The organism is Aquibacillus rhizosphaerae, assembly GCF_030282825.1.
Lineage (GTDB): Bacteria > Bacillota > Bacilli > Bacillales > Amphibacillaceae > Aquibacillus_C > Aquibacillus_C rhizosphaerae.
This window is the reverse complement of sequence record NZ_JASTZU010000063.1, coordinates 104,117-124,851: the sequence shown is the minus strand read 5'-3', so window position 1 is coordinate 124,851 and position 20,735 is coordinate 104,117. Positions and strand designations below refer to the sequence as shown.

Annotated in this window: 19 protein-coding genes; 6 read left to right on the top strand and 13 right to left on the bottom strand. The window is 35.2% G+C overall.

The window, feature by feature from the left end; all coding sequences use genetic code 11:
* Positions 1-147 precede the first annotated feature (147 nt).
* Together addA and addB are read right to left on the bottom strand one after the other, a co-directional pair.
* Entirely contained in the window at positions 148-3,873 is a 3,726-nt protein-coding gene (gene addA / locus QQS35_RS20715; protein ID WP_285934156.1) for a helicase-exonuclease AddAB subunit AddA, read from the bottom strand.
* Positions 3,873-7,367, bottom strand: a complete 3,495-nt coding sequence (gene addB, locus QQS35_RS20710; protein WP_285934155.1) for a helicase-exonuclease AddAB subunit AddB — start codon at positions 7,365-7,367, stop codon at positions 3,873-3,875. Before addB ends, addA begins: the two co-directional genes overlap by 1 nt.
* Before the next feature lie 124 nt (positions 7,368-7,491).
* Here addB and QQS35_RS20705 point away from each other — a divergent pair, with 124 nt between their 5' ends.
* Positions 7,492-8,628, top strand: coding sequence for an MFS transporter (locus QQS35_RS20705; protein WP_285934154.1), 1,137 nt, complete (start codon positions 7,492-7,494; stop codon positions 8,626-8,628).
* 496 nt (positions 8,629-9,124) lie between these two features.
* Here QQS35_RS20705 and lepB read toward each other — a convergent pair whose 3' ends face one another.
* Both lepB and QQS35_RS20695 read right to left on the bottom strand, forming a co-directional pair.
* The gene (gene lepB, locus QQS35_RS20700) at positions 9,125-9,673 is read right to left on the bottom strand and encodes a signal peptidase I (protein ID WP_285934153.1); all 549 of its coding nucleotides are present in this window, start codon (positions 9,671-9,673) and stop codon (positions 9,125-9,127) included.
* 54 nt (positions 9,674-9,727) lie between these two features.
* Complete coding sequence (locus tag QQS35_RS20695; protein WP_285934152.1) at positions 9,728-10,408, bottom strand: TVP38/TMEM64 family protein; 681 nt, start codon at positions 10,406-10,408, stop codon at positions 9,728-9,730.
* 294 nt (positions 10,409-10,702) lie between these two features.
* On the opposite strand from QQS35_RS20695, the gene QQS35_RS20690 reads away from it, so the two are divergent.
* Complete coding sequence (locus QQS35_RS20690; protein ID WP_285934151.1) at positions 10,703-11,089, top strand: hypothetical protein; 387 nt, start codon at positions 10,703-10,705, stop codon at positions 11,087-11,089.
* Between the two features lie 37 nt (positions 11,090-11,126).
* Here QQS35_RS20690 and QQS35_RS20685 read toward each other — a convergent pair whose 3' ends face one another.
* Both QQS35_RS20685 and QQS35_RS20680 read right to left on the bottom strand, forming a co-directional pair.
* Positions 11,127-11,528, bottom strand: coding sequence for a hypothetical protein (locus tag QQS35_RS20685; RefSeq protein WP_285934150.1), 402 nt, complete (start codon positions 11,526-11,528; stop codon positions 11,127-11,129).
* 155 nt (positions 11,529-11,683) lie between these two features.
* Positions 11,684-12,037, bottom strand: a complete 354-nt coding sequence (locus QQS35_RS20680; RefSeq protein ID WP_285934559.1) for a competence protein ComK — start codon at positions 12,035-12,037, stop codon at positions 11,684-11,686.
* A 434-nt stretch (positions 12,038-12,471) separates the two neighbouring features.
* On the opposite strand from QQS35_RS20680, the gene QQS35_RS20675 reads away from it, so the two are divergent.
* The 3 genes from QQS35_RS20675 (at position 12,472) to QQS35_RS20665 (ending at position 15,022) form a co-directional block, all read left to right on the top strand.
* Positions 12,472-12,918: a hypothetical protein gene (locus QQS35_RS20675; protein WP_285934149.1), complete on the top strand. Its 447-nt coding sequence runs from the start codon at positions 12,472-12,474 to the stop codon at positions 12,916-12,918.
* Positions 12,919-13,107: 189 nt separating this feature from the next.
* Positions 13,108-13,572 (top strand): hypothetical protein, encoded by a 465-nt coding sequence (locus tag QQS35_RS20670; protein WP_285934148.1) that lies wholly within the window; start codon positions 13,108-13,110, stop codon positions 13,570-13,572.
* 277 nt (positions 13,573-13,849) lie between these two features.
* Positions 13,850-15,022 carry an agmatine deiminase family protein gene (locus QQS35_RS20665; protein ID WP_285934147.1) on the top strand — a complete coding sequence of 391 codons (1,173 nt, stop codon included), beginning with the start codon at positions 13,850-13,852 and terminating at the stop codon, positions 15,020-15,022.
* Between the two features lie 54 nt (positions 15,023-15,076).
* Here the strand turns inward: QQS35_RS20665 and QQS35_RS20660 are convergent, their stop codons facing one another.
* From QQS35_RS20660 to QQS35_RS20650, 3 genes are all read right to left on the bottom strand, one after another.
* Positions 15,077-15,319, bottom strand: a complete 243-nt coding sequence (locus tag QQS35_RS20660) for a DUF3006 domain-containing protein (protein ID WP_285934146.1) — start codon at positions 15,317-15,319, stop codon at positions 15,077-15,079.
* Between the two features lie 12 nt (positions 15,320-15,331).
* Positions 15,332-16,948, bottom strand: coding sequence for an S-layer homology domain-containing protein (locus QQS35_RS20655; protein ID WP_285934145.1), 1,617 nt, complete (start codon positions 16,946-16,948; stop codon positions 15,332-15,334).
* A 172-nt stretch (positions 16,949-17,120) separates the two neighbouring features.
* On the bottom strand, positions 17,121-17,510 hold the full coding sequence (locus tag QQS35_RS20650; protein WP_285934144.1) for a hypothetical protein: 390 nt from the start codon (positions 17,508-17,510) through the stop codon (positions 17,121-17,123).
* A 285-nt stretch (positions 17,511-17,795) separates the two neighbouring features.
* Between QQS35_RS20650 and QQS35_RS20645 the strand changes: the two genes are divergently transcribed.
* Positions 17,796-18,743 (top strand): S-layer homology domain-containing protein, encoded by a 948-nt coding sequence (locus QQS35_RS20645; RefSeq protein WP_285934143.1) that lies wholly within the window; start codon positions 17,796-17,798, stop codon positions 18,741-18,743.
* 118 nt (positions 18,744-18,861) lie between these two features.
* Here the strand turns inward: QQS35_RS20645 and QQS35_RS20640 are convergent, their stop codons facing one another.
* The 4 genes from QQS35_RS20640 to QQS35_RS20625 form a co-directional block, all read right to left on the bottom strand.
* Complete coding sequence (locus tag QQS35_RS20640) at positions 18,862-19,650, bottom strand: N-acetylmuramoyl-L-alanine amidase family protein (protein WP_285934142.1); 789 nt, start codon at positions 19,648-19,650, stop codon at positions 18,862-18,864.
* Positions 19,651-19,701: 51 nt separating this feature from the next.
* The gene (locus QQS35_RS20635) at positions 19,702-19,938 is read right to left on the bottom strand and encodes a phage holin (protein ID WP_285934141.1); all 237 of its coding nucleotides are present in this window, start codon (positions 19,936-19,938) and stop codon (positions 19,702-19,704) included.
* Between the two features lie 14 nt (positions 19,939-19,952).
* On the bottom strand, positions 19,953-20,294 hold the full coding sequence (locus QQS35_RS20630) for a hypothetical protein (protein ID WP_285934140.1): 342 nt from the start codon (positions 20,292-20,294) through the stop codon (positions 19,953-19,955).
* A 133-nt stretch (positions 20,295-20,427) separates the two neighbouring features.
* Positions 20,428-20,733, bottom strand: coding sequence for a hypothetical protein (locus QQS35_RS20625; RefSeq protein WP_285934139.1), 306 nt, complete (start codon positions 20,731-20,733; stop codon positions 20,428-20,430).
* Positions 20,734-20,735 lie beyond the last annotated feature (2 nt).

The following is a 20,735-nucleotide window of genomic DNA, read 5'->3' as shown; positions in this document are numbered from 1 at the left end:
ACCTACCTAGAATATTGAGGTATTATGATATATCTTATACTAAAATTTGTAAGATGGCAATAAAAGTCTTACTTTTTTTTACAAAAAATCAACACAATAATAAACAGTTTATTATTGTGTTGATAAAGTTACAAATAAGTGCCCTATTTAACCTTCTATGAGCAATGCTTTATCAAAGAAATATAAGTACTTTTCTTTAATTGGTTGTTTCCAAATTGAAGCTAGCGCTTTTTCATATAACTCTAACTGAACATGGTATCTATTCTTTAATCGTTCTAGCAATTCAGGAGTAATCTCCTCTGCTATTGTGTCTGTCTTATAGTCTAGTAATACTAAACCACCATCAACAGGAATTAGACAGTCAATGACACCTTGAATTAGTACTCTTTCCTCTGTTTGGTCTTGCCATTCATGGTAAATTTCACCTGCATTAATGGTATAACTAAATGGAATCTCTCGATGAATAGTCGGTGACTCTATCAAACGTCCACCCATAGTTGACTCGAAAAATTGATGAATCGCAGCAACATCAACTACAGCTGCTTCCTCACTTGTTAGTAACTCCTTCGTAACCATATACTGAACAAATTCATCAATTTCTTCAACACTCATGACCTTCTTGAGCGGTAGGTGTTGCATTACCGTATGAAGTACAGTTCCTTTCTCTGCTGCTGTTATTTTTTTCTCTTTTTGCATGAATTTTGGCCGATTCACAATTGGTGCTTTGAATGGTTCTACTAGTTGCGAATCACTGTATTCATCCTTCACTTCCCGTTGTCGTTTTATTTCAGTAACTGATTGTTTAGCACGATACATGGAAGCATGATGATGCGGATAAACAAAGGACAAACGCTTATCAACTTTTTTATCAAGGTCATCATTTGTCCCTGAAACAGGTTCCCACTTTTGAATTGTTTGCTTTAGATTTACTTCTTGTTTATCTTCTGTTTGGTCTAAATTAGCAAACTGACTACCATGGACAAGTTGTACGTTCCAACTTGAGCTATCCTCACGTATCGTCTCCGGTACTTGTACACTCACTTCAATATTTCGGAGCAGGTCATTTTGCTTATGCCTAATCAATGCTGGGCCTACCCAATCTAAATACGTTTTCGCTTCAAGCCGGTAATGTGGTGGTAGCACCCAATCTTTATGGTCAATTACTTCCAGCCATTTTTCTTGTTTTTTTTCATAGGATGCCACATTACCAACCATCACCAATTTTTCTTTTGCTCTTGTTAATGCTACATAAAGTACGCGCATTTCTTCTGCCCATAATTCACGTTGCTTTTCTTTTTTTAGCGCATGGTGGGCTAGTGTAGGATAAATAATTCTTTTTTCTGGATCAATATATTTACTCCCGAACCCTAAATCTTTATGCAGTAAATATTTCTGCCTTAAATCTTGCTGATTAAACTGCTTATCCATAGCTCCTAAAATGACAACAGGGAATTCCAATCCTTTACTTTTATGAATCGTCATAATCCGAACAACATCTTCTTGTTCGCCAAGCGCTCTAGCGGCCCCTAAATCGTCACCTTTTTCTTCCATTCTTTCAATAAAACGCAAGAAACGAAACAAACCACGGAAAGATGTAGCTTCATAGGCGCGTGACCGATCATACAATGCTCGCAAGTTTGCTTGACGTTGCCTACCACCAGGGATCCCACCAGCAAAATCATAGTAACCTGTTTCACGGTAGATTTGCCATATTAATTCAGATAACGCTCCTTGTCTTGCACGTAAACGCCATCCCTTTAATTGATTCAAAAATTGTTCGACTTGATGTTTCTTATTTAAGTCGGTTGTTTCTTTTGAAAAAGCAGTTAATGCATCATAATAAGATGACCGTTTTTTAGCAAGACGTATTTGTGCTAAATCTTCTTCATCCAGCCCTACAATAGGCGAACGCAGTACAGAAGCTAACGGGATATCCTGTTTAGGATTATCAATAACTTTCAACAGGCTAAGCATCACTTTAATTTCAATTGCTTCAAAATAACCTGTGGAAAGCTCCGCATAGACAGGAATACCTTGTTGTTTTAATTCTTCTGTAATCGTCGGTGCCCAAGTCATTGAGCGAAGTAAAATAACAATATCACGGTATTGCAAATCGCGTTGAGCACCAGTACCCTTGTCGACAACTTGCATTGGGGCTTGATCCCGATGTCCAATCCACTTTTGAATCATACTCGCATAGGCTCTAGCCTCGATTTGCGCTTTCTCTAAATCTTGAAAACTCTCTTCACCTTGGTTTTCTGAACGTTCATCTTCCTGGGCTTCCCGATCAATAATGACAAGCTCAGCGTCCGTGTCACTCAACGTAAGTTCGTCGTATATCGTGTTGGAGTAAATCAATTCTGCCTCTTTTTCATAATTCATTTCTCCAACTTCTTCATTAAGCAATTGTCTAAATATATAATTAGTAGCCGATAGTACTTGTTCTCTGCTTCGAAAGTTTCTCGCTAAATCAATACGTTTAGCCGGGAAATCAGCATCTGCAAAACGTTTGTACTTTTCGATAAATAAAGATGGTTCTGCATGACGAAAGCGATAAATACTCTGTTTAACGTCGCCAACCATAAACATATTACCCTTTCCTTCTTTATCAGAAATAAGGGAAATGATTGTTTCTTGGACTAGATTGGTATCTTGGTATTCATCGACTAAAAGCTCTGTGAATTTTTGTTGCATTTCTTTAGCTACTTCAGATGGTTTAATTTGATTCACCGTTGATGTTTCGTCTAATAAAATTTGGAGCATATAGTGCTCTAAATCAGAGAAATCAACTAATGCTTTTTCTTTTTTTAACTGCGTATATCGAGCCTTAAAGTCTTTCACCAATACTGTCAGTTGCACAATTGTTGGGTGAAGTTTGGCCATATCTGCAAGGTAGGAGGATAGCTTTCTAGAAAACCAATCTGTAGCTAAATCATTCCATCTTTTTTTATAGCTGTTCCGTAATGCTTTTACCTTTTCTTTCTTTTCTTCATCACACTCTACCTTTTTACGTGATAAGGCTTTAAACTTAGCCTCGGTAAATGTAGTCTGCAGTTGATCCCATGACATTGCTAATAATGCCTTGGCTTCTTTAATTAAAGCAAAGTCAGCATCAATTGCCTCTGCATAATGATACGGACCATCGCTTTCTTTCGTTAGTTCCATTGCTAAACTTGCTTCTGCATGCATTGCTTCTAGTTGACTTGCAACTTCTCGCTTTAAAATTGCAAGCCATGGTAGATTCGTCTCAGCTTGGTCAGGTTTTACATCATACATCTCTGTCATGTCATGTAACCACTTGTCTGGCCAAGGGTTTTGCATTGAAAAATCATATAAATTTAAAATAAGTTCTTCTACTTCCAAATCACTCCGGTCACTGGAGAAACGATCGACAACCGCAAAGAAAGCTTCTTGCTCTTTCCCTTCTTTGCCATACCATTCTTCAAATAACTCCTCTAATACCTCTTGACGAATCATATCGCCTTCCACGTTGTCTGCAATACGAAATCCTGGATCAATATCTAGTAAATAAGCATAACGTCTCACTAACTCCATACAAAAAGAATGCAACGTAGAAATCGATGCTCGCTGTAATAATGATAGTTGTTTTTTCAAATGAACCGAGGAAGGATTTGTTTGCAAAGCAGCTTCTAGTGCTTCTCCTACACGATTTCTCATTTCTTGAGCTGCTGCATTTGTGAAGGTTACAACAAGTAGCGAATCAATATCGATTGGATTCTCTTTATCTAATAGTTTCTGGATAATTCTTTCCACTAGGACAGCCGTCTTTCCTGACCCCGCAGCTGCCGCAACTAATATATCACTACCACTAGCATAGATTGCCTCTTCTTGTTCTTTCGTCCACTTTGGCATTAACCTTCCTCCCTTCGTACAATTGACTCTATGATTTCTTCGTCTTTCAAGTCTTGTAGTTTACGATAATTATTTTCTTCAAGTGTCGGATCAAATTGGCATACAGAACGGAATGAACAAAACGTACAAGCTGTTTGTTGTTTTTGCTGAAAAGGATTTAAATGAACAGCACCATTTGTAATATCCATTCCTGCTTGTTTCATCAGATCACGGATATAACCTTGCAAATAACCAAACGTCTCTGTTTGTGCCGTATTCGAACCACTACGAAATTCACCGTTCTTTTTTAAACCTGCAGGAACAATTTGACTAGATCCAGTGTCTAGACCTGTATCCATCATTTTTACAATTTGCTCATTTTCTACTAACAACCCTTGCATTTTAAACTTTTTAAAAATCTCTTTATCAATCGCACTGTCTTCTAACTTTTGATTACCAGAAATCATTGGATTATGCACGTGGAAGTATAAGACACCTGCTGGCGTTGCTTTTGTTCCTAACCATTTTTCTGAATTCGACAAAACCACATCTAAATAAGCCAACATTTGTAAAGCTAGTCCATAGTAGACCTCAACAAGATTTAACCCTTTCGAACTTGATTTATAATCAATAATTCGCAAAAATAACTGTTCTTGATTGATTGCTCGATCGACACGGTCAATTCTTCCTCTTAAAACTAATTCAAAGCCATTTGGCAATTGTAAGTTCATTGGAGCTAGCTGATTTTCTCCAGTACCAAATGCTAGTTCTAATCCAACAGGTGAAAACTGACTTTGACGTGATTGCTCACTTAATACAAATGCAGCACGCGCAATAATTTCCTGTAGCTTTTGTTGTATATATTGATAACGATTCGAACTATGCAATATTTGGTGTTGTAAAATAGGCGCAAGATTCCCAACCGCTCGACGTGCATACTGTTTCGATTCTTCTTGATATATTTCGGAAAAGTCTTTACCTTCAGCCTGAATCCATTCGGTTATTTTTTTTAGTGCCTCATGAAATAGTTGTCCAATATCTGGTGCATCTAATTTGTAGGTCTGTCTTTCTTCCAACCCTAGGCTATAACGAGCAAAATGCTGGTAAGAACAACGATGGTACATTTCTAATCGAGACACACTTGCCTTAATCTGCTTGGGATAAATCTTTTCAACTGTCTCTTTCGACAATGACCTCGGTGTATTTTTGTAGAATAAACTTTGAAGAATTCTGTTCGTTATTCCGGTTTTATCATCATTATTAATATACCAATTAAGTACACTCCACCAGATATCATCAATTGGATACCCTCTGACGGTTCTTGCTAATTGTGCAGTTAGTGCTGATCTTGATTTAACTGCAGTTGTTACAAACCGGTCTGCATCCGTCATCTCTTCTGGATCTTGTAAAAGTAACTGATCATTACATGCAGGAAATAAATCTTCTATTCTTTTAATTAATTGAGAAGGCACTTTTGATTTACCAGCTTCATCGCTTAATGGATAACTAATCCAGAGCCGGTCTTTTGCAGTCGTAAAAGCTAAATAAACGTAAAACCAGTCATCCAATAATTGACGTTTACTACCATCTGCCAACTTCATTCCTTGCTCTTTTAACAAGTCTCTTTCTTCTTCTGAGATCATGCCATCTGCGGAAGGTTTCATTGGCCATACACCCTCATTTACTCCTAACAAAAAGGCACACTTTATTCCACTCATACGAGAACGATCAATCGTACCTGTTACGACATGATCCATGCTTGGCGGAACATGGGCGAATTTTAATGATTCAAACCCTGTTTCCAGAGTAGTACGAAATAATTGCAACGATATTTGCTCATCACCAACAATTTCCACCATCTCATCGAGCAATTGAATAATAGCATCCCAAACCTGTTCTTGTTCTCTACCACGTTCAATTTTCCCTTGTTGATCAAAATGCTCTCTTGTCGCCTCTAATTGTTCCGTTATACCAATTGATTCTAACCACTCAAATAATACGATAGCTTTTGCTTCAATTGTTTCTGCGTCTCTAAGGTTGTTATCAAAATCTTGCATTGCTTTCATTATTTGAGAACGGTAACGGTTAATTCTTGTTTGAGTTGCCGTTTCTTCATCTGTCTGCGTCATTTGATCAAAACCACGAAAACGCTGAAATACCCATTCGCGGTCACTAAACCAGCGGCTTCTACCACGAACACCATACTCCAACACATAGTTCTCAAGTTCATCAATCGCATCTTCATCTAACGGAAACCGTTTGTCAGTTGCAGGAATAAACCCTGTTTTCAACACACGAAAAACGGCATCATAACGCCAATTGCTTTCCACAACATCTAGAACCGACCGGATTAGTTCAACCAAAGGATGGTTTAACATCGTACGTTTTTCATCAATAAATACAGGAATTCCGTAATCATTAAAGACTGTATCAATTAAATCGTGATATACATCCGTTTGCCTGATTAAGATAGCCATATCCTTAAAGCGGTAATTTTCATCACGAACCAATCGTAATATCTCTTGAGCCGTCCCCTCTACTTCTGCTCTCGGATGAACGGCTTGCGCAATTTGAATCGGAACGTCACCCTCGAACTTAGGTGCTGGCCTCACATCAAAATAGTTCTCTAAATGTAAAAAATAAGGTCGATCACGAAACATCCCATCAGCTTCCTGCAATAACTCACTTTTCTCAATTTCAATATTGTTTTCTGTTGCTAACTGAACTAGTACTTGATATGTTTCCTTTGTCTGACAAAATAAATCTAGCTCAGAAACCTTACTTTCCTCTGCTTGATCCATTGTTAACGTAACCGAGACATTGTTTGCTTTTTTCAATAGTGCTTCAACAACTAATAGTTCTTGTGGGGTAAAGCGATGAAACCCGTCCACATAGATATCAGCCCCGTCTAAAAAGTCAGCTTCCTCGATTTTATCAGCTAACTGCTGCAATTGATCTTCACTATCAATATAGTTATCCTTTAGGGCAATAACTAGTTTGTCATAAATATAGCTTAGGTCCTCTAACTTATTTTTCAGCGCAACTTCTCCAGCATATTTATGCTGGAAACGGTCCATATCAATAATTTGCATTGCTAGCATTTCTGGTGTAATCCGGTATCGCTTAAATTCAGTAATCATCGTTTCTAATTGATCCATAAATCCTTGCTTTTCAATAGCCTTCTGGAATACTTTCCATTCCGATTTTCTCTCTTCGGTAATCTTACGTAACATCATCTGGATACCAGTGGAACTAATAAACTTCCTCGTTCCTCCACCAGTTTCCTGAAATACACGCCAAGCAAGACGAGAAAAACTAAATACTTGTGCACGAATACTTCCATTCACGTTTCGATTATTTAGTAATGCATATTCCTGTTGGAATGTCATTTGATCAGGCACGATATAAATAATCGGTGGGCCCTGTGGATTTTCTATAAGTTTAGTCTTTATCTCATCTAAACACCGATCACTCTTTCCAGTGGCCGCTTTTCCAAGTAAAAAACGAATCCCCATGAAAAAATCCTCCTTTTGTTGCACATCTATTTAATAAATTCATATAGTACATTAGTCTATATTGCCGCATTAACATGCGGTTACTATTTTCAGGAAAAGTCACGCTATAACGTGAGGTGAGTTAATGAAACATACAGTCACTACAGCAAGTACACTTATTTATTGTTCTATCTTTGTTGCAAGTAGTATCTATGTGATGATTCCACTTCAACCAAGATTGTCAGAATTGTATGATGTATCCGTCGGTTTTGTTTCACTTTCTAGCACCCTGTTTGTTTTACCGTACGCTATTGGTTTACTTATTTTTGGTGTGCTTGCTGACCGATTTCCATTACGAACTTTATTATTAGTTGGAATGGCACTTCTTACGTTTTTTACTGGTTTACTTGCTCTAAGTGATTCTATTTATAGCCTAGTTGTGCTTCGCATTTTCCAAGGTGTGTTAGCAGCAAGTTTTGCACCCGTAGCATTTTCTTATTGCTTCAAGCATTTTAGCGGAACATTACAAGCATTTGTAATCGCAATGATTAATACCGGTTTTTTGTTTGCAGGTGTTTTTGGCCAAATGGTTTCTGCCTTTTTTGCAGATTTATTTTCCTATCACGCTGTATTTATCGTTTTTTTCTGTTTTTACCTCACTTGCTTCATAGGTTTATTTCAAACATTACAATTCTCAAGCACACAACAATCTTACCGATTAAAAGATTTGTCTGCTACCATTTTATCATGTTTTAAAAATCAAGTACTACAAAAGCTCTATGTAATCGCTTTTTTCTTATTATTAACGATCATGCTATTTTATGGATCATTTGAGATATATTTATATAATAATTGGGTAGACTTTCCTTTTTCATTACAGCTTTTTCGCATGATTAGTTTGATTGGAATCATACCTGCTTTTTTTGCTAGTAGCGTCATGAAGTGGTTCGGAGCAGTTAACGTTTTAAGGTTTCAATTAGGTATAATGATTATAGGGTTTATTCCCTCCATATTCTTTTTACATGTTGGTTCAGTTTTATTCGCCTCTTTCATGATGATCACATCTACTTCATTATCTATTCCAATGGTTGTACTACTTGTCGGCAAACACGCAACGGTTAGTAAATCAACTGCAGTCGCTCTCTACTCTTTTGTTTTACTAATCGGTGCTAGCCTTGGATCAACACTTGCATCATCGATTTCTTTTTTGTTGGTAATTGTTCTTGTTCCGATTACATTCATAGCACTTGTAGTATTCACACGATTATTACCAAAAGAATAAAACTTAATTGGCTGTACTAAAAGATTGCTTTTATTGCTGATAAAATATAGAGTTTGCACTATTCATTAGATTAGCGCTTAATCAAACACTTCGGAAATACACTACGCTTTCCGTGGGCTCGCGCTGAGTCTCCGCGTATTTCTTACATTAGTATTGTGGTTTGATATATAAGTTCCTCTTGTCGTAGGAAATAACAGTAATTATATGTGCCACATCACTAGGAGAGCCATTTATTGGACGCATTCACTAGTGGATCAAGCAAAATTGGTGACACTCCTGCAGGAACAGTGCGAGCTGAAGATCCACTCAGAAGTGGTTTTCTTCTGAGTTAGCTAAGCCGTGCCTGCGGAAAGGGAGCCGATTTTGCTTGAGGAGCGCGGCCAGTGCCTCTATTGCAAACTTTCTATCAACTGCGATATAGTGAAAAGCAACAAGTTTTCAATCCCATAGCATAAAAGAAGGCGTTAACTTCAAACACTGAAGTTAACGCCTTCTTTTATTTTGTAAAACTAAACCCTACTTGTGAAACCGGCCAATACCTAATATCCACTTTTCCAACAACAGATTCTTGGTCAACAAAACCGAAGTATCTACTGTCAAGGCTTTCTCTGCGATTATCACCTAATACAAACAACTGACCTTCTGGCACTTGTAATTTTCCTGTTTTTTCTTCTAATGAAAAATCATCTGTTAGTGGTTTTCCATCATCTTTGCGATAAGGGTCTAAATAATGTTCAGCTATTCGTTCTCCATTTACATATAGTTCATCGTCTTTATATTCAATATGATCACCCGGTTCACCTATGACTCGTTTCACATAATCTTCTTTTTCATTTGCATGAAACACAATCACATCAAACCGATCGATATCGGCTAGATCGTAAACCATTTTGTTTACCATGAGTAAATTTCCATCATACAAAGTAGGCTCCATCGATTTTCCATCTACGACATAACTCGCAAATAAATATGAACGAAAAAACACGGCTAAAACAATAGCTATTAAAACCGTTCTCAAAATCGGCCATAACCTTATTTTTTTCATTTTGTTTTCCTCCAAGGTATCCTTCTATAACCATTTTACCCTGTAGGAAATAATTTAATCCCCTTTTCGGTCAATATGGGCTTGTATAATAGCCCTTTTTTGTAAGCGCTTCTCTATGTACTTGCCAATTGCCCAAAATAGGAGTATTCCAATACCAACCAAAATAGTTTTTAGTGGTTCTTTTGCAAAAGACATAATACTGTCTCCTATTGTTACAATGGAAAGTATCATAACAGTTTTACCAAGTAACACAGCTAGTACAAACTGTTGAATACTAATTTTCGATAGACCCGCAACAATATTAATCACCGCAGATGGAGAAAATGGAAAGCACATTAGTAAAAATAATGGACCAAACCCGTGTCTTTCTAACCAATTTGTCACTCGCTCCACTTGTTTATTTCTTCTTATCCATTTAAAAAACCGCTTTTCCCCTAGTTTACGTACAAGGAGAAATACACAAATTGCACCTATACTTGCACCTATCCATGAAAATAAAAAACCTTTTATTAATCCATACGCTGCTCCATTTGTCATGACAAATACTACTAAAGGTAAAAAAGGAAGAAACGCTTCAATAAACGGTAATAAAATTCCCGGTAACGGTCCTAAACTTTCATAACTCTTTAGCAATTCAGTAATTAAATCATCAAATTGATTATTTTCAATCAATTCCTTTATGTAAGATATATCTATACGTTCACTTTCAAGATCATCGACAGTCGATACATACATTTTAACAAAACTCCTCTTAATTACTTACAAATATCGCCTTTATAATAGTTTCCCTCTTTTTATTTTAATGTAAACAAACAAAATTGCCTATTGTTTCGTTTGCCTGCAATATATTTTTTTGAAAATCGGATTACTTTATATAGATACACAAAAACTTATCACTACAAGTTTAACAGAGTACCTAGAAATCTTGATATATGATACTAAAATATTAAGTTCTTTTAGTATATTTTTGTTTTACAGTACGTATATTTATTGTATAATAGAACACATGTTCGTTAGGAGGGGGAATTAGTGCGTTATCTCAGTGAAGAGGAATATGAGTTAGCTTCACGTTTTTTATTCCTTTCTATGGCTATTCTTGTAATTCAACAAGATATGCAAAACATCGAGAAGGGAACAACATTTAAAATTAAAGAGCCTTTTACCGACCTTTTAAGTAAGATGGAGTATGAAGCAACATCAGAACGAAGACATTTAAGAAAACGTATGGCAACAAAACAGTTACAAGTGGTCTCTCTAAACAAAAATGACTCTTTTTCCTCTTTCCTTTTTATTTGTAAGGGACGAGAAGAAAAAAGGAACTATTTTAATCCAGCCATTCGTAAAAAGGTTGAGAATATTATACATGACCTGATGCAGAAAGCTTTTCGATCGTTTCAACCAGCCTCAACAAAATAGAAGCAGAAAGAGCGTCTATACATCGCTCTTCCTGCTCCTATTTTTCTATAATTTGCTCTAACTCTTTTGATTTCTCATTATCTAGTTTACTTAATAAATCATCCACATTGTATTTTACACCTAATGATTTTATTTCTAGAATAGTTTGCCCATTCTCTTCTGTAATTAGAAAATTTTCTTTTGAGAGCATACCTAGTAAGCCAGTATCACTATTATCTTCAAATAATGTCGTACCGGTATCTGTAAGGTCTTTTCCCTTATCAATGACTTCCTGCGGCTTAAAACCAAAGAAAACAACCAACACTAAACCAATTACAGTAACAACCATCGCCACTTTAAATAATGATTTTACAATACTGATAATTAGCATAACAGCAACAATCATTATCCCAATACCTATAATAGGATGTTCTGTTACCAAAGTTACTATCGTGTCCAACTGTTCTGCCCCTTCCTGATGTTTAAATTACATACTAGTATTAGGATTAGTTAAAAATACCATTTCTAAACATCAGAAAAGCGTTTGGGTATGTATTAGGTCTTTTGCTTCTCATTTTATATTACAGCGCTTACAATATTAATTAGTGTAGTTGTTTATACAAAAGGTTCTGCAACGACGTCAGTATAATGTTTGCTTTTTAAAACATATTTTATTCGGTTTTGTAGTAAGTAACGAAATTGTGCCGTTCTTTGCACTTGATTTTGCATTGATCCGTGGGATACTGGTAGAGTGACAGTTCTACCATTTTTAAATATAATTGTTGTGCAGTGATCCGGCGCTCGATTAATTTGATCAATATGCGAGTGAGAAATCCATGAACAGTTGGGGTTCTGAGGAGATGATGTAGGGAAAAAATACATCCCACTAGAATGATCAATTGAAATTGGTGACTTATGTGTAATGCCACAAACATTTTTAGTTCCTTCTTGTCTTCCTCTCGAGGTAATGGTACTAGATAAAAATGGACTAACGTAATATAACTAGTAAATAACAAGTCCAACTCGAATACACTTATTTGACCATAAAACCACTAACATAAAAATCGTTAAAGAAGAGGCTACCTATTCATAGTGAATGGTAGCTTAATCTGGTTTACTTAATTGTACTTTAATCTAATTAATACATTCAAATTTAATGACCGCGAATATAGTCACTCCTGATTCCTACCTGAACAAGATTAATATAAATAGTAAAAATTATGCATATACCATCCCTATAACAATGAGTATTTTCCTCTATCCGAATGATATTAATTACCTGTTTTTTCTATTTATTCCATTTAATTTCCATCAGGTGTTTTAATCGTTTTTTCGGTGTGTTACTGTAAATTTATGGGAGGGAGAAGGTTATATTCTTACAAATTCAAAGGAGGAGTTACTATATGAAGGGGAAGATTGTAAAAGTCTTTTTAGGTGTTATAGCAACACTACTAATTTTCAGCAGTGTTGCACCGTCATATGCAAGTGCTAAGACTAGTGTAGCAAATACAACTACAAACTCAATAGCACAGAAAGATACTAGTCTAGCATCTACCGATCCGAAACTTAAGAATCCAGTAGTCCAACCGCAGAGCATTAAAACTAAGGCTGTAGGTCAAGCTTTAAGATATGGCGGTTATTGGTTAAATCAACTCATAAAAAAAATCCCTTACAAGTGGGCTGACAGGTTAGGGGATAGCGTTGAAAGATGGGGACACACTGCTGCGAACGTAGTTGACGAGTTAACTGAATATGGTGAAACAGCTGTTACAATTGCATTAATGAAAGCTGGTATACCACCAAATGACGCTATCTTAATGGCGAAATTCATAACTTTCTTTCTACCTTAGAAGTATACTTAATTAAAATCCTCCCATAAACAATAAATATTAATATATTACTTTTTGACAGGAATGGAATACCCATTCCTGTCTCTTAATTCTCGAATACTTATAATAATTCTTTTTATAAAGGAGGAATTCATTATTGCTACAGTACTTAATGTTGCCATTTCTTTTTTTATTTTCGGATCTATAATAATGCTATGTTTTATGTTTATTTATGAAAAAGTAAAAGAAAAAAAACCTGATCCTTTATACGAAAAAGTAATTGCAGCTATGGGTTTATCATTAATATTAACAATTTTATTACTTATTTGTATTTTTATTATTACTGGTTCAACTTCGCTAACTAACTCTATCTTTAACTTAAATGTCGATATAAAAGACATTATAAAAATTGCTTTATTGACAGTTGTTTATGCATATACACTAGATAGTTTTTTTGAAATAATAGTAAAGTATATATTTGGAATTGGTTTAATTAGTAAAGTTATACTTAATATTGCTAGATTCTTTTCGTTATTATTCATCGGACAAATGGTGGCTATAAGTACGAATTCCAATCTAATATTTTCTATAAGTATTACTATAATCTTCATTCTTTTAGATGCACTGAACCACTTAATAGACACTAAGCAAAAAGAAAAGAATATTAATACATGACACCTAACCTCTCCTTCCAAACGATTATATACACGAGGAGGGAGTTTTTATGTATAACCACTATAAATTAAACGATAGTTATTGGAGATCCTGGACACTAAAAGTGAAAATGACTACACAGAAGAATCGTACAAAGATAGAAAAGTATGGGTGAAATTTACAGATGAACCGATTGATAATGATTACGAAGAGTTGTGCAGAAAATTGTCCGGAAAAGTTATGATTATAAAAGGTAGTAACGGGCAAGACTAGAATAAAAGAATAAGGAGGGTAATTAATGCACAAACCAATCTCTTCTGTATATGGAAAAATTAATCGTATGCTATTAACGTTCCCTAATACTTCTGTGTTACCAGATGATATTGTTTTACAACGTTATAAAGGAATATTCGAGTCCCTTGATAAAAATGTTCATTATGTTATTTTAGCAGATAAAAACGTACATACTTCTATTCGACAATCAGCCCTTAGATCAGGATTAGATCCTGAATACAACTTAACATTAATAAACGCCACATCAATGTATCCTGCGTATGTTACGCAGATAATTCGACGAATTAGAGATAATGTGTATGAGTGTGAATTAGAGAGTGGGTGGCACTCAATATGGGCACAAGATGGATATAGTTGTATTAAAAAAGAGGATGGTACAACTGTTTTATTAGAATCACTAGATTTTACAAGAGGTGGCGATCACTTTGTCGCGGATCAAATAGCTGCTGAAACTGATTTAGAAATTGAAGTGACAAAGTACCATATAGAAGGCGGGAACATTTTAGCGGGAGATAATTATCTCATTATCGGGAAGGATTATCTACATCTAAATGAAGAGATAACAGGAGAAAACCAAGAAAAGATAACAAATGAATTTAAGAAATTATTTGGTGTTGAACATGTGATATGGTTAGGATTTGATGAACCTGTAGATTTTCCGATTGATGTTTTCCAAGGGGAATTCCAGCCAATATTTCATATTGATATGTATGTTACTTTAGGGGGAAAGGCAGACAACGGTAAAGAACTAGTATTTATCGCAGATGTAAAAATGGCAAAAAACGTCTTAGAAGAAGATATGCCTCCAACTGAAATTTCTGAATCCCTTGATAGAACCGCACAGTGGTTAGCAGAATATAACATTGATGGCTTGAGTTTTGAGGTGAAAAGAATTCCAATTGATTTGTGGGACTTAAACGGATCAACCGGAACATTTCTCACCTACAATAATTGCCTTATTGAAGTCTTTGAAGGCACAAAAAATGTCTACTTACCAGCTTATTCTTCAGTCGCACCCGGAAGTATCAATAGACGTAAGCTAGATGAAGCAGTAGCTAATATTTTTTCAAATAACGGATTTACTGTCAAATTATTAGAAGGGGCTTATGAGGAGTTATGTAAAAGAGGTGGCTCACTTCACTGTATAACAAAGGATCTTGATAGACTAAATTTATAATTTTTGTTAATAAAAGCCCTTACCGATTAAAGTGAGGGCTTTTCCTATTTGCTTTTAATTGTTTTTATTTTTTAACTTATTCAACAGTTCTTTAGCTTCATTTCGTTGTGAATTGGTTTCATCGATTTGAATATTATACTTTAACCTTTCACCTTCGAAACTTTTTTCTACAATATCGCCTTCTTTAATGATTTCAGGAAATAATTCAATCGGTACATCCTTTTGTACAGATTCATTTCCTTTAGTTAGAAGCACTACTATGTTCCCTTCTATCCGGTCTACAATGTATTTGTTCATTAATAACACTTCCTAAATAGTAATGTATGGTCTCATTTCTTCGATAGTTGCTGGCCCAATATATTTAACGTTATCTAATTCTTCTATTGTTCTAAAGTGTCCATATCTATTTCTATAATCAATAATATTTTCTGCTATTGATGGACCGACTCCTTTGATTAATAACAAAGTTTCATAATCTGCTGTATTTATATTTATTGAATTATTTGGTTCAGGATTTGGTTCAGGAAGCGGTATAATTTCAGTTGCCCATGGATTTACGTTAAAGGTAATACTATTGCCATTAGTAGTTAAAACAATATCACCATTGTATGCTGTTGAATAAATATCAGCACCTTGGTTACGTAATACATTCACAACCCTGGAATCAGGATGACCATAAGAGTTACCTTCTCCATAGCTGAAAATAGCAAAGGATGGTGATACTTCATTTATGAAAATATCGCTAGAACTTGTAATAGATCCATGATGACCAACTTGCAACACATCCGATTCAATATTGAAGTTATTTACCATTTTCAATTCTTTATCTTCCTCTGCATCACCAGTCACTAGAAATGAAAAACTGTCATAGACTAAATGTAAAGCAACAGAAGAATTATTTAAATCATCTCCTGGCTCACCACTATTTACTACTGTGATATCAACTTCACTATCAATAGTTACCTTATCTCCAATTGATGGGACTTTAAAAGGAATATTATTATTATCTATATGAGTTAGATAATTTATGTAAGTCTGAGAAGTATGTTCAATACCAGAATCAATTACTTCACCAATTTCAAAGTTTTGCATAACCTCTAACATACCACCAATATGATCTTCATGAGCATGTGTTGCAACTAACTTATCGATTGAATCAATACCAGCTGACTTTAAATACTGGACAATTTTTTGCCCTGAAGATGAAGAACCAGCATCAACTAGAATCGTACCCCCATTTGGTGTAATGATTAATGTTGAATCACCTTGTCCTACATCAAGGAAATGAACTTTCATATCCTGAACAGGATCTACCGGCTTAACCTTAAAGCTATCATTCATAGCTCTTGATAGCATAATAGAAAATTCTACACGATTGATATTACTATTCGGTTTAAAAGTGCCGTCTGAATATCCATTAGTTATACCATTTGCAGCTAAACCTTCAATATACTTCTCTGCAAAAGTGCCTGGAATATCTGAGAAATAGTTTCCACTTTTTGCGTTTAATCCATATGCTACTGAAATAATTTTAGCCATTTGTCCTCTTGTTAGCGTTTCATTTGGACGAAAAGCACCATCTGAAAACCCATTAATAAAACCATTCTCTGCTGCTATTTGCACTGCTTCATAATAAAAAGAACCTTTTCTAATGTCAGAAAACATCGGTTCTGCTGGTGTACTTCCCCCATCTAATTTTTTTGCTCTTACAAGCATGACAGCAGCTTCACTTCGTTTAATGTTATCATTTGTTCCAAATGTACCATTTGGATATCCGTTGGTTACATCTGAATTAAATAGATAGGAAATCTCATCATCCGCCCATGTTGGAACATCAGGAAATGTTGCAGCACTAACATTTGAAAAGAATAAAAATGAACATAAAAACACTGTCATTGTCGTAAGAATTTTCTTTCTTAGTGACATATTAACGCCTCCTTTTAAATATATAATCACATTGTATCATTTAAGATTATAAATAGTTATAGTTTATAAGGGAATTTATGTAAATGGTTTTATGCAAACAAAAACGATAAGATTTCAATGCTTACTGGTTCAATCGAGAGGGAGAAACTAAAGTATCCATTTAATAAGGTTTTTATGACAATTTTTCAGCTAACAGTTTTGCGATATTTTCTACGTCTTCTTTATTAAGTATTTGAAGTGGTCCTTCATAATCTTCTTTTTGAATTCTACTACTTCTACTTGAATTTCTTTCAGGATATAGCCATAATAGTATTGTTTCAGAGGTGTTATCTTTATAATTTAAAATAAGATTTAAGTTTTCACTTTCTACAGTCATTGGACCTGAATAAGGTGTAGAATTTTTAATTGCTTTTATAATCACTTCCATTTCTTCTTCTTGTTTAAGAACAACCTTTCCATAATTGGGTTGCGATTGTGATTGTTCCTCAGTATCTTCTATAAAATACCCAAGACCATTACCTGTTACAGTAATCGTGTTAATATCCGTTGTAACTATATCCACATCATCGCTACTATTTCCTTTATATAATCCAAATAAACCGAGTAATATAACCGTTAAACATATAACTAAGACAAATTTCTTAATATTGAATCCTCCTTCATGAATTACTTTCTTTATATAATTAGACGAAGATTATCTATTTTAGTTACAAGAGTATATAACTCGTGATTCCTCACTGTTAGACAAATAATGCTAAATTCCTATTTTTTTAAAGGGTTTTTTTAACATATTACCGAAATTATAATTAAATGATAAATTATTTATATTTGAAAGAAGGTTAGTGTATTGAAAAAACTTGTTTTTATTATCGCTATTTTTGCTTTTATTAATATCTTTCCTTTAAGTGAAAATGTAGCAGCAGAAGAATTTGAAGATGTTTCTAGTAAGTCAAACTTTTTTGAAGAGATTACTTACCTTTCATCGCACAATATAATTTTTGGATATAAAGATGGAAGTTTTAAGCAAGGCAAAGAAGTCACCAGGGGTGATGCAGCTATCATGATAGGGCGAGCACTAGGGCTTGACGGGACCAAAAGACCGAATAAATTTTCTGATGTAAGTACAGAATCCGTTGCGTCTGGATTTATTGCTTCTGCAGTTGATAAAGGTATTATAAAAGGGTTTGGTAATAATACATATCGCCCTCGTGATGTTGTAACTAGAGGTCAAATGGCTATATTTTTAGCTAGAGCATTTAATCTAGAAAAACAATCCTCTATTGCATTCACTGATGTGTCAGGAGGTAAGGCTTCATACGAATCTATAAAAAAGATATTAGCTAATGGTATAACTACGGGATATGCTGACAACACCTATCGTCCTAACAATCCAGTAACAAGAGGGCAATATTCAGCTTTCTTAGCTCGTGCGTTAAACGATCAATTCAAGGTAGACATACCCACACCTCCAATTAATCCTAATGAGGGAAGTTTTACAAAAGCAGTCAGAAATGCTTTACCAAACGGTTATACCGCTGCTTCAGGAGTAAGGTCAATAGAGGTATCTAAAAATAACATAATTATTGCCAGCGTAACACATAGTGGGTTATGGCTTGGGTCTCTTGATGTAGATGATATCAATGCAGGCGTTATGGGTGCTGAAGCATTAGCAGGGAATATCCCCTACATTCATGAAGTAATTAACGAGGCATTATCAAGCGTATTTGCAGAAAAGGGTGATGTATCAGCTTTTACAAAAGACGGTCAAATGATAGTAACTTGGAGTCTCCCTTAACGAACAATTACATGAAGGTTTTAAAAAAGCCCCCACTAATTAAAGTGAGGGCTTTTTAGGGCTTTTGCAGTTTTATTTTATTCAAATTCTATTGGCTTGTTTGTGACTTTTGTTACAATTATTTACCAAACCTATCATGATACCTTTTAAGCATGGTTACAACTTCTTGTCTAGTGATAGCATCTTTAGGATTAGAACCATCTGTAATCTTTTGTTCTTTCGCCCACTTCCATGCTTCTGTCGCCCAAGAACTAGGTTGTTGATTTGCCATTTTTGTTGCCCCCTTTACTTTTTTATAGATTAAACCGAAATATCTTAATACCGCCTTCTCATGAATGGTTGCGATATTATCCAGTTGTTTAGAATCTAGCAGGTATTTTTTAAGCTCTGCTGGATTCGAAAAGAAAAAGTTTTCTGTTAAACCAACTGGCATTTTTGTGTTTGTTACTACATAGAACCAGCTCCACCCATCACGAGGGTTACAAGCAAATGTTCCACCCTGCCATAGAGGATAGTTAGCTTTTTTCATTTCATCCGCATAGTAATTAGCGAATTTTTCACCAAGGCTGTTAGGATAGTAAAAGCAACAAGCACCTGTTGCACTTCTTCCACCTGCGTTACTATGAATGAATACAACAAAATCAGCGCCTACATTATTACAATAGTCCACACGTTCTTTTAGTGTCATATCCCTTCCATTTCTTTGAGGGAAGAACACTTCTAACTCATCATAAGTTTCTAAACGTTCGACTAGCTCACGAGCAATTACAATATTACTGTCGTATTCTTCATAGACACCATCAGCTACTAGATTAGTGCGGATACCTTTACCGCCAGTAGTTTCCCATGTGTCATCATCATGGCCGGCGATAACAACTAATTTACGCTTCTTAAATGGATATGCCATTACTTATTCACCCCTTTATAAAATAATAAAAAGGCACCCATAATGAGCGCCCTACTTTTTGATTAAACTTTGAGCCTGAAGTGCTTGCTTTTGTAGTCCACCTTTTGCAGTTATATAGTTATTTTTAAACCAGGCAATTACTGCGGCAACAAATGTAAATCCTGTTGCAATAACTTCACCCCACATTTCTTCTGTTCCTGGGATTGGAGTTAAACCATTAGCCATTAATAACTGGTTAATCAAAGCAAACACTAAAACCACTGTACGAATTACTGTACCTTTGTCCATACCTCTCACCTCCTTTAATTTGTTAAAAATGGCATAATTAAAGCGATAACTGCTACAGCTACAGCTACCCATGACGGAAATGTTTTTTTCCAATTATCTTTTTCTTTCACAATTCTTTCTATATCCTCTTTACTTGCCTTGGTGCTAATTTTGACATGCATGCGCTCAATATCTTTTTCATTTTCAATGGAACGTCTTTCTGCGCTGTTTGCAGTATCATAAGTGGAATCTACTTTTTGTTTAATGTCTAATAAGTTATCTAGCTTAGTGTTTTGCTCGGTAAGTGAAATCTTTACTTCCATGAGCACAGTCATGAACTTCTCCATATCCTCCACTTCCTTGGTTTGATCTGACATGTTAGACCCCCTAACAAATACTTTTATAATCGAATCCTTATATTGCCATCCGAAGTATTACCCCCTCATCGGATGTATAGATAAGGGGGCGTATACGCGCCCCCATTTTATTTTTTGGCATAAAAAATACGCCCTAATTGGCGCTTATCAAATCTTCTCTAACTAACCTCATCAAATACCGAACGTAATACCTTTGTACTTCTTCTCTTTCTGAAATATCACCTGTTGCAATAGGCTCGTCCGTATCATTGATAGGTATGTTCATATTGTATGTTTCTTGATAATCGCAAACAGGACATTTTACGATGTAGTTCTCGTATTCTCCAAACTCCTCTAAATACTTCTTCACTTGCCCTGGTGCTTCTGCTTTATCCGAGTATAGGTGTTTACATGAATCACATTCAACATCAACATTCCTATTTTTAATACCTACAATCAATA